Genomic DNA, 10,784 nt, shown 5'->3' on the forward strand with positions numbered 1-10,784 from the left:
AAAGTCGACGGATCTTTTTTACAATGGCATTAATTTTTATGATTTAAACCGTTATACAAATTTCGGAACGGAAAACTAAATGTTTACCTTTTAGTTAAATTCAAAAGGGTGTTAGTGTTAGATTTACATTACGTTAAACCAAAGCACTTTTTCTACCTTTCAAAACAATTTACCTTGTACTGACTCAGGAAGCTCGCCATAAAAATCAAAAACGGTATCTTTGCTGCATAATGAGTAAGCACGGAAGGATATTAGTAGCCATGAGCGGCGGGGTTGACAGCTCCGTTGCTGCGGTAATGCTGCACGAACAAGGGTACGAAGTGATCGGGCTTACGATGAAAACATGGGACTACGCATCATCTGGCGGAAGCTCAAAGGAAACAGGCTGCTGCAGCCTGGATAGTATTAACGATGCCCGTGCACTTGCGGTTGGGTATGGATTCCCGCATTATATATTGGATATCCGAAGTGAGTTTGGTGATTTTGTGATCGATAACTTTGTAGATGAATACCTTGCCGGCCGTACCCCTAACCCATGCGTTTTATGTAACACACATATTAAATGGGAGGCCTTATTAAAACGTGCCGACAAACTGGACTGTGAATTTATTGCCACGGGCCATTATGCCAATATCCGTTTGCAGGATAGTGGCCGCTATGTGATCTCGAAAGGGAAAGACGAAAATAAAGACCAGTCCTATGTATTATGGGGCGTATCACAAAAAAACCTATCACGTACTAAATTTCCGCTGGGAAGTTTTTCAAAACCCGAGATCAGGCAAATGGCCATGGATATGGGCCAGGTTGAGCTTGCCGGCAAAAGCGAGAGCTACGAGATCTGCTTTGTACCCGATAATGACTACAGGGCCTTTTTAAGGCATAAAGTAGAAGATTTGGAACAACGTGTCGCCGGCGGTAACTTTGTTTTAACTGACGGCACTATAGTAGGCAAACACCAGGGATATCCGTTTTATACCATTGGCCAGCGCAAGGGTTTGGGTATTGCCCTTGGTCACCCAATGTTTGTTACCAGCATCAACCCCGATACAAATACAGTAGTTTTAGGTACGGTTGACGAACTGGAACGCAAAGAAGCCTGGGTTAAAAACTTAAACCTGGTGAAATACGAAAGCATCCACGAGCCAATAGAAGCCATTACCAAAATAAGGTACAAAGATGCCGGCACACAAAGTACGATCGTACAAATGGGCGAACATATGAAGGTTGATTTCCACCATTCAGTATCAGGCATTGCGCCGGGTCAGTCAGCCGTATTTTATGAGGGGAATGATTTGCTGGGTGGCGGGTTTTTGATATAGAAGTGTTGGAAGGTTTTAATCCCAATCGATGATAGTAATTAAATTATTTAATGTAACTACTTTATAATCAAATAAATGCAAGTTTTTGAAACCTATTTACAAACTGCATGGGGAGGTTCCTGGGAAAATATTACCATCGAAGATGTTAATAATGCCATTGACGAAATGATGAAGATGGATGACGAACACGGTGCATTTTGGGTAGGTTTGTTTAAAACCGGCGAGAATGTGCTGGAAATGAGCAAGGATTTAACATTAATTGGCGTGTTTGAAGACGATTCCGAGTCGCAAATTATTCGAAAAGGAAAAAATCGGGATGAGGCGGTGGATCTTTATCAACTCCTTTTAAGCGGCGATATAGATGCACTGAAAATAGCTTTTAGCAAGTAGCATACCAAGTGCTACAATGGCTAAACCCACACTACCTCAACCGCTTGTAATAGCCTTAAATAAGCCTTCAACTTTACAACATTTCAACCTTAAAACCTTACAACTTTGCAACAATATTCCCCTTTCAATGCAACCTCATTTCAATTTTCTTCTTGTGTTTCGCTTTCTTTATGTTTTATTTGCAAAAAAAAATCGCTTAAATGGCAAAAAATCTTCTTATAGTTGAATCTCCGGCGAAAGCTAAAACCATAGAGGGATACCTTGGCAAAGACTTTACCGTTAAGTCGAGTTATGGCCATATCCGCGACCTGGTGAAGTCCGACGACGCCATTGATATTGCCAATGATTTCAAACAAAAATATGAGGTTCCTGCTGATAAAAAACAGATAGTCAGTGAATTAAAGAAATTATCCAAAGAAGCCGATATGGTTTGGCTGGCATCGGACGAGGACCGTGAGGGAGAGGCCATATCATGGCACTTATTTGATACTCTAGGACTCAAAGATGCGACTACGAAACGGATTGTTTTTCACGAGATCACCAAGCCCGCGATTTTGCGCGCCATTGAAAATCCGCGAAAAATTGACTATAACCTGGTAAATGCCCAGCAGGCCCGCAGAGTTTTAGACAGGCTGGTAGGTTTTGAACTTTCGCCTGTATTATGGAAGAAAGTTAAACCGTCGCTTTCGGCCGGTCGTGTACAGTCGGTAGCCGTACGGTTGATCGTAGACAGGGAGCGCGAAGTCAATAAATTTAAATCCGAAGCTGCATTTAAGATCGTAGCGCTGTTTGATAAAGGGAAAAGTGCATTTAAGGCCGAATTACCCGAACGTTTCCCGAAACAGGATGATGCTGAAAAATTCCTGCAGGATTGTACCGGTGCCGGCTTTGAGATAAAATCATTGGAGACAAGGCCTGCCAAACGTTCACCTGCCGCGCCGTTCACTACGTCAACCCTGCAACAGGAAGCCAGCCGTAAATTAGGATTTTCGGTTTCGCGTACCATGCAGGTTGCGCAAAAGCTTTATGAATCGGGTCATATCACCTATATGCGTACTGATTCGGTTAATTTATCCGACCACGCCTTAAATGCTGCTGAACAGGAAATTGTATCAGCATACGGCAGTAAATACCACCAGCTTAGAAAATATAAGACCAAAAACGCAAGCGCACAGGAAGCGCACGAAGCTATCCGCCCCACCTATTTTAACCAGCATACCATCAGCAGCGATTCAAGCGAGATGCGCTTGTATGATTTGATCTGGAAAAGGGCCATCGCCTCGCAAATGAGCGAAGCCCAGTTTGAAAAAACCACCGCGAAGATCAGCATCACTACCCGCAAGGAAGAATTGGTAGCCAACGGTGAGGTAATGAAGTTTGACGGTTTCCTGAAGGTTTACCTTGAATCAAGCGACGAAGAAGAAGAAAATTTGCAGGATGGCGAAAATGCCATATTGCCGCCTTTAAGCAAAGGCCAGCAGCTGGAATTACAGGAAATGATTGCGACGGAACGTTTTTCACGTCCACCGGCAAGATATACCGAAGCCAGTTTGGTTAAAAAACTGGAGGAATTGGGTATAGGCCGGCCATCTACCTACGCTCCTACTATCTCTACCATACAAAATCGTGGTTATGTTGTGAAAGAGGAACGTGAAGGCAGACAGCGGACTTTCCGTGTGTTAACGCTGAAGGCTGAAAAGATTGTAAAAGACGAAAAGACCGAAAATACCGGCGCCGAAAAAGGAAAACTCTTCCCTACTGATATTGGTTCGGTAGTAAATGATTTCCTTGTACAAGACTTTAAGGATATTGTTGATTTTCACTTTACGGCAACGGTTGAAAAACAGTTTGACGAAATTGCTCAGGGTTTAACTGAATGGACCGATATGATCCGCGGTTTTTACTCTCCTTTCCATAAAGAGGTTGAAAGTACACTGGAAACTGCCGACAAAGCCACCGGCGAACGAGATTTGGGGGTACACCCGGTAAGCGGTAAAAAAGTTTCGGTGCGTATTGGCCGCTACGGGCCTTTTGTACAGGTAGGTGAAACAAATACTGATGGCGAAAATGGTGAAAAGCCGCTTTACGCAAGTTTACGCAATGGGCAGAGCATTGAGACCATATCCATGGAGGATGCACTTGAACTATTTAAACTCCCCAAAAAGGTAGGTGTTTTTGAAGATAAGGACATGACCGTTGCCATAGGCAAGTTTGGCCCTTATATAAGGCATAACAGCGCTTTCTTTTCATTAACAAAGGGACTTGACCCACATGACGTAACCGAAGAAATGGCCATTGAACTGATCATTGAAAAGCGCAAAAAAGACGCTGAAAAACTGATCAAATCTTTTGATGAAGACCCAACGGTTAAGGTTTTAAATGGCCGCTTTGGCCCTTATATTGAATTTGGCAAACTGAACGTAAAAATACCGAAAGGAAAAGAACCACAATCACTCACCTTTGAGGAGTGTAAGGAATTAGCAGCCATTGCTGAAAAAGAACCCAAAAAGGCAGGAAAGAAGTTTGCGAAGAAGAAGTAGCGTTTGTTGAAATGTTGTAAAGTTGTAATGTTGTTGTTTTAAACGTTGCAATAATAACATTTCAACTTTACAACATTCCAACCTTTCAACAACAAAAACATGATCAAAGATCTCCCCGAAAATAAGGTCAAAGACATCGCCATTGCAGTTGCTTTGGAAAAAGAAAGCGCGGAAAGTAAAATATGGTATGTATACCTTATTAATCTCAAAAACGTACCGATTGAGAATGTGCTCATCACATCGCGCGGCTATGGGGAAAAGGGCGGAAAGCCTGTAAAGACATCAACCTTAAGGCATATGTTCCCGGTTGTAGACCAGCATGCATTTAAAGTGATAGAACCTATTGATGAGCAAACTTTCGGTCTTAATAATGAATACTGGCTCAGTTATTATATAGGTAAAGATATCTATGATAAAAAATTCATATTCCTCCCGGAAAGTATCGTCGATGTTAATTTTATCCGGCTGCCGGTACTGAACAAGGTTGGCGTGATGATTTTGTGAATTGTCCATTAAAATACCGTTTAGGGACGTTTAAACGTAAAAGTATAAGGTTGATATCTGCAATCTTCATTCGGAAGCGATGCCCATTTTGCCAATAATCATTGGCTAAAAATAATTTTTACAAAATATTATTTTATGTCAAAAATTATTTAACTTTCGGTTCTTAATCCAATCATTTCCATGAACACTTTTCAAGGCCTCTCCAATAGTCGGAGGGGATTAATTACCATCGGCGTAACGCTTACGCTCGCAATTCTTATTGCTTTTATTATTTTTCACCATCACAAAAAACAAGAAATTGACCCGGCATTCAGCAAGTATATCGAGTCGTACACTACTGGTGTAATTTCAAAAGAAAGCCCTATCCGTATCAAACTTGCGGGGGATGTACAAACCAGCCACGAACAAAATGGCGTACTTAGTGACAAAATATTTGATTTTTCGCCGGCCATAAAAGGTAAGGCCTATTGGGTGGATGCCCGGACGATAGAGTTCAGGCCGGCAGAGAAGCTTAATCCGGACAAAAGCTATACTGCCGACTTTAAATTAAGTAAAATTCTTAACGTCCCGGATCATTTTAATGAATTTAAATTCGGATTTCAAACCATTAAACCCGATTTTACGGTTGGTTTTAATGGTTTGCAAACTGCTACCAATACGTCTTTAGATAAAATGAAGCTGACAGGCTTCGTTCAAACAGCCGACAATGAAGATTTCGCCGGTATTGAGAAATTGCTCAATGCCAGTTTCCCCTTCCCCGTGCAGGTAACCTGGCAACATAATGGTATCACCAAAACCCACCAGTTTACGATAACGCAGTTAAAGCGTGAAAAAGATAAAGTGAATAACTTAACAGTAACCTGGGATGGCAACGCCCTTGGGATTGACAAAAAAGGCAGCCAGGAGATTGTGATCCCAGCGATAGGTGACTTTAAAGTATTGGACATTAAGGCGGTGCAGGATCAGGATCAATACGTTTTGATCCAGTTTTCGGACGCTATAAAAATTGGCCAGGAACTAAACGGACTGATCGGCCTTGAAAATGTAACCGATCCGGCATACACCATTGAAGGCAGCACTGTAAAAGTATATGCCCCTATGCAAATGGAGGGAAATTACAATGTATTTGTAAACGAAGGCGTTGAAAATATCGCTCACCAGAAAATAAAGAAAGCCTATACGGCCAATGTTTTTTTTGAAAACCGGATGCCATCGGTAACCATTCCAGGTAAAGGTGTTATCCTGCCTGATTCAGGCAAGCTGATGATGCCCTTCGAAGCAGTTAACCTGAACGCGGTTGATGTGAGTATTATAAAGATCTATGCCGACAACGTTCCGCAGTATTTTCAAAACAACGGCTTTAATGGCGGCGACGAGTTGCGGCATGTGGGCAGGCCTGTCGTTCAAAAAACCATCAGGCTGGATGCTGATAAAAGCATCAACTTGAATAAAAAAAACCGTTTTATGCTGGATCTCGATCAGTTGATGCGCACCGAACCAGGCGCTATCTATAGGGTGATCATCGGTTTCAGAAAGGAATACTCGCTTTTTAACTGCTCATTGGGCAGCCCTAAAATTGCAAAAACCGATAACAGCGATGAATATGAAAGCGATGGCGAAGGTGGTAACAATGACAGCAATACAGCCCGGGTGAGTGATGAAGACGACGATTTTTGGTCGAGGTATGATAATTATTATCCCGATGGCTTCGACTGGCAGCAAAAGGATGACCCCTGTACCAATTCCTATTTTACCAAGGACAGGTGGGCGACCCGGAATATCATCGCGTCGAACATTGGCCTGATTGCCAAACGTGGCAGCGATAACAACATGATTGTGGCGGTAACCAATATTTTAACTGCCAAACCAATGCCCGGCGTTGATTTGGAGTTATTGGATTACCAGAAACAGGTATTGTACAAAGGAACATCAGATGGAGACGGTTTTGCAAAATTCGAATTGAAACGTAAACCTTACCTGCTGGTGGCTAAAAACGGTGCCGAGCGTGGTTATTTAAAGGTAGATGACGGCAGCTCGTTGCCCCTGTCCCGTTTTAATGTTGGCGGTGACCAGGTGCAAAAAGGATTGAAGGGATTTCTGTATGGCGAGCGCGGCGTGTGGCGGCCGGGTGACTCTATTTTTATGTCGTTTATCCTGGAAGATAAACTAAAAACCCTCCCACCCGATCACCCGGTTGAGTTTGAACTGTCCGATCCGAATGGTAAATTATACCGGCGGATTACGCAAACGGCTTCGGTAGATGGCTTTTACAGCTTCCATACCGCTACGGAAACATCATCGCCTACCGGTAACTGGAGTGCTAAAGTAAAAGTTGGCGGTGCCGTATTTGAGAAGAATGTGAAGATTGAAACCATTATGCCAAACCGGCTGAAGCTGAATCTTACTTTCGGCGGAGCTACGGAGTTAACAAAAGGCGCCGATAATAAGGGGACGCTTTCGGCACAATGGCTGTTTGGCGGTACAGCTCAAAATTTGAAAGCTAAAATCGATGCTTTTCTCACCCCAAAGACAACCAGCTTTAAAAATTATGACGGTTACGATTTTGACGACCCAACACTTTCTTTTACTACTCAAACCGCGACGATGTTTGACGGCCGCCTGGATGCCAACGGCAACGCACAGGTAAATCCGGATATTAATGTTGAAAAGCAGGCGCCGGGTCAGTTATCCGCTAATTTCCTGATCAAAGTTTTCGAACCGGGGGGTAATTTCAGTATACAGTCTATGAGTATGCCTTATAATGTGTACCCGGGTTATGTGGGACTGAGAACGCCCAAGGGCAGCGACCTTTCGGGGATGTTGTATACCGATAAGGATAACCTGATAGATATTGCCGATGTTGACACCAAAGGCAAACCCTTTGAAGGCAGCCGCACAGTTGAGCTGGAGCTTTATAAGATCCAATGGCGCTGGTGGTGGGATGAAAGCGGCAATGAGCTGAGTAATTTTACGCAGGATAAGTACAACAAACTGATTAAAGCAGAGAATGTACGTGTAGAAAACGGCCATGCTCAATGGAACATGCACATTAAACAGGCAGATTGGGGCCGTTACCTGTTGCGTATCAAAGATCCGCAAACAGGTCATTCAACAGGTAAGATCATTTATGTTGACTGGCCAAACTGGTCGGCACGCCTGCAGGAAACCAATCCTACCGAAGCGTCTATGTTATCTTTTACATCGGATAAAACGAATTACAAGGTTGGCGAAGAAGCGACGTTGACGATCCCTACCATGTCTGACGGTCATGCCCTGATCAGCCTTGAAAATGGCAGCAAGGTGCTTAAAACCACCTGGATAGATACCAAAAAGGGCCAAACGCGTTACACGTTTAAGATTGAGCCTGGCATGGCGCCGAATATTTTTGTGAACGTAACGCTGCTGCAAAGGCACTCGCAAACTAAAAATGATTTGCCGATCCGGATGTACGGTGCGATACCGTTAGCTGTTGAGGACCCGGAAACTGTGCTGAAACCAATAATCAGTATGCCGGATAAGATCAGGCCGGAAACACGATCATCAGTCACCGTATCCGAAGCCTCCGGCAAGGAAATGACCTATACCATTGCTATTGTTGACGAGGGTTTGCTGGATATCACCAATTACAAAACTCCGCAGCCGCATGAAACCTTTTATGCCCGCGAAGCGCTGGGTGTAAAAACCTGGGATTTGTTCGACTATGTAATAGGTGCCTACGGCACGGGCCTGGAACGTATTTTAAGCATCGGTGGTGATGGCACCGGCGGAGCCAACCACAACGTCGCCGTAAACCGCTTTAAGCCTGTAGTGAAGTTCTTAGGGCCATTCAAGCTGGCCGCAGGCGAAAAACAAACGCATGCCTTTACCTTGCCGCAATATGTGGGTATGGTAAAAGTAATGGTAATTGCCGGGCATGATGGCGCCTACGGGCAGGCAGATAAATATGTGGCCGTTAAAAAACCATTGATGATCCTGGCTACTTTACCGCGCGTTTTGGGACCATCCGAAAAGATCCAGCTTCCGGTAACCGTTTTTGCGATGGAGAACACTGTTAAAACGGTCAACCTGCAGGTGCAGTCGAATATGTTCAGTAATCTCAGCGGCAATAATCAAAAAACAGTCACCTTTACCAAAACCGGCGACCAACTGGTTACCTTCGACCTGGATGTAAGGGACTTTGTGGGTGTTGGCAGGGTGAGGATCACGGCGAAAAGCGGTAAGGAAACTTCCTCCTATGACGTGGAGATGAATGTCCGCAATCCCAACCCTCCTGTTACCAAAATACTGGAAAAAGAATTGCTGCCGGGCGAAAGCTGGAGTACGGCCTATAACGCGGTCGGTATTACCGGAACCAATAAGGCCACACTGATGGTGGCTTCGATACCGCCGTTAAATCTCGCCAAGCGATTGAATTATCTGATCGAGTATCCGTATGGATGCGTGGAGCAAACTACCTCCTCGGCATTTCCGCAACTCTACTTAGACCAATTACTTGATTTGAGTCCACGGCAAAAAGCAGAAAGTGAACGAAATATCAAAGCAACTATTAACCGGCTCAACGGTTTCCAGCTGACAGATGGCGGTTTAAGCTACTGGCCGGGTGTTGGCGATGCCGACGAATGGGGAACTAATTATGCCGGGCATTTTATGATGGCCGCACAGGATAAAGGCTACAGCCTGCCTTTAGGCTTTTTGGAACACTGGAAAATGTACGAGAAACAAAAGGCCCAAACCTGGGCGCCTGATAGCCGAAGTTTTTATGGTTCGGATCTGATTCAGGCGTACCGCCTGTATTTATTGGCGCTTGCAAGAGCACCGGAAATGGGCGCAATGAATCGCCTGCGTGAGTTCCCTTACCTGAGCATTGAGGCAAAATGGAGGTTGGCAGCCGCCTATAAACTGGCAGGCCAACCTGAAACAGGGATGCAACTGATCAACGGCTTGCCATTAACTATCAAGCCATACTACTCGCTTTATGGCACCTACGGTTCTGATTTAAGGGATGACGCCATGATCCTGGAAACGCTTACCCTGCTGGGCAAGCCGCAGGCATCGGCACAATTAAGGACGGTTGCGGCACGTTTATCGGAAGATGACTGGTACAGCACACAAACAACGGCTTACTCGCTCATCGCGATAGCGGAGTATTGCGGTAAAAATAAAAGTTCGGCCAAGCTGCTATTTAATTATAAGTCTGGTTCAAGCGGGGCAAACGTTAATTCATCTTCCTACTTGTGGCAAAACGCTGTCGCTGCGAATGGAGGGAATGTATCCGTTAAAAACAACGGAAAAAACAAACTGTACATCAGGTTGATCCAATCCGGGCAGCCTGCTGCCGGCCAGGACGTGGCATCGGTGATTAACCCGGACGTTTTGGACCTGCGCATCAGTTATACCACGCTGGATGGCCATATCCTCGATCCTGCCAAACTGAAACAGGGCACCGATTTTGTCGCACAGGTAGTAATTAAAAATCCCGGGCATAAAGGTTATTACCAGAATATGGCGTTAACGCAGATCTTCCCTTCGGGTTGGGAAATACTGAATTCAAGGCTGACGGGTACCGAAGACGCATTTGCATCATCAGATTACGATTACCTCGACATCAGGGACGACCGCGTTTATACCTATTTTGGCATCCCGGAAGGGAAGGAATTGAAGTATAACGTCATGCTGAATGCCGCCTATGCAGGTAAATACTATCTGCCGGCAACCTTATGTGAAGCGATGTACAATAAATCGATTAGTGCGCTGCTGAAGGGGCAGTGGGTGGAAGTGGTTAGATAAGTTGATTGAGTTGAGTTGTTGATTGGGTTGATTAGGTTGGTATTAGAAAAAGCTAATCTAATCAACTTAATCCAACTCAGTCAACCTAATCAACCTTGAAAAGGCCATACTTCAAAATACAATAAATCGCCCTGACGCCATCTTTCCAGCCGATCTTTTTGCCGTCGTCGTAGGTACGGCCGTAATAGGAAATACCAACTTCGTAAATGCGGATCTTCGGTACGCGGGCAATTTTTTGGGTAAC

At 44.4% G+C, this 10,784-nt stretch carries 5 protein-coding genes; all 5 read left to right on the forward strand.

What is annotated here, in order from left to right; genetic code table 11:
• Nucleotides 1-230 precede the first annotated feature (230 nt).
• The 5 genes from mnmA to QZY09_RS17460 all read left to right on the forward strand — a co-directional run bounded on the left by mnmA (nucleotide 231) and on the right by QZY09_RS17460 (nucleotide 10,540).
• The gene (mnmA, locus tag QZY09_RS17440) at nucleotides 231-1,319 is read left to right on the forward strand and encodes a tRNA 2-thiouridine(34) synthase MnmA (RefSeq protein ID WP_295674450.1); all 1,089 of its coding nucleotides are present in this window, start codon (nucleotides 231-233) and stop codon (nucleotides 1,317-1,319) included.
• 75 nt (nucleotides 1,320-1,394) lie between these two features.
• On the forward strand, nucleotides 1,395-1,709 hold the full coding sequence (locus tag QZY09_RS17445; protein WP_295674452.1) for a hypothetical protein: 315 nt from the start codon (nucleotides 1,395-1,397) through the stop codon (nucleotides 1,707-1,709).
• A gap of 200 nt (nucleotides 1,710-1,909) precedes the next feature.
• On the forward strand, nucleotides 1,910-4,249 hold the full coding sequence (topA, locus tag QZY09_RS17450) for a type I DNA topoisomerase (protein ID WP_295674454.1): 2,340 nt from the start codon (nucleotides 1,910-1,912) through the stop codon (nucleotides 4,247-4,249).
• Nucleotides 4,250-4,348: 99 nt separating this feature from the next.
• Nucleotides 4,349-4,753, forward strand: coding sequence for a hypothetical protein (locus QZY09_RS17455; RefSeq protein WP_295674455.1), 405 nt, complete (start codon nucleotides 4,349-4,351; stop codon nucleotides 4,751-4,753).
• Between the two features lie 180 nt (nucleotides 4,754-4,933).
• Entirely contained in the window at nucleotides 4,934-10,540 is a 5,607-nt protein-coding gene (locus tag QZY09_RS17460; protein WP_295674456.1) for an MG2 domain-containing protein, read from the forward strand.
• Nucleotides 10,541-10,784: the final 244 nt, after the last annotated feature.

This window comes from uncultured Mucilaginibacter sp., assembly GCF_903913935.1.
GTDB lineage: Bacteria > Bacteroidota > Bacteroidia > Sphingobacteriales > Sphingobacteriaceae > Mucilaginibacter.

Bases quoted from the DNA above. Each gene is read 5' to 3' on its own strand.
- mnmA (WP_295674450.1), top strand. From the start codon at position 231: ATGAGTAAGCACGGAAGGATATTAGTAGCCATGAGCGGCGGGGTTGAC.
- QZY09_RS17445 (WP_295674452.1), top strand. From the start codon at position 1,395: ATGCAAGTTTTTGAAACCTATTTACAAACTGCATGGGGAGGTTCCTGG.
- topA (WP_295674454.1), top strand. From the start codon at position 1,910: ATGGCAAAAAATCTTCTTATAGTTGAATCTCCGGCGAAAGCTAAAACC.
- QZY09_RS17455 (WP_295674455.1), top strand. From the start codon at position 4,349: ATGATCAAAGATCTCCCCGAAAATAAGGTCAAAGACATCGCCATTGCA.
- QZY09_RS17460 (WP_295674456.1), top strand. From the start codon at position 4,934: ATGAACACTTTTCAAGGCCTCTCCAATAGTCGGAGGGGATTAATTACC.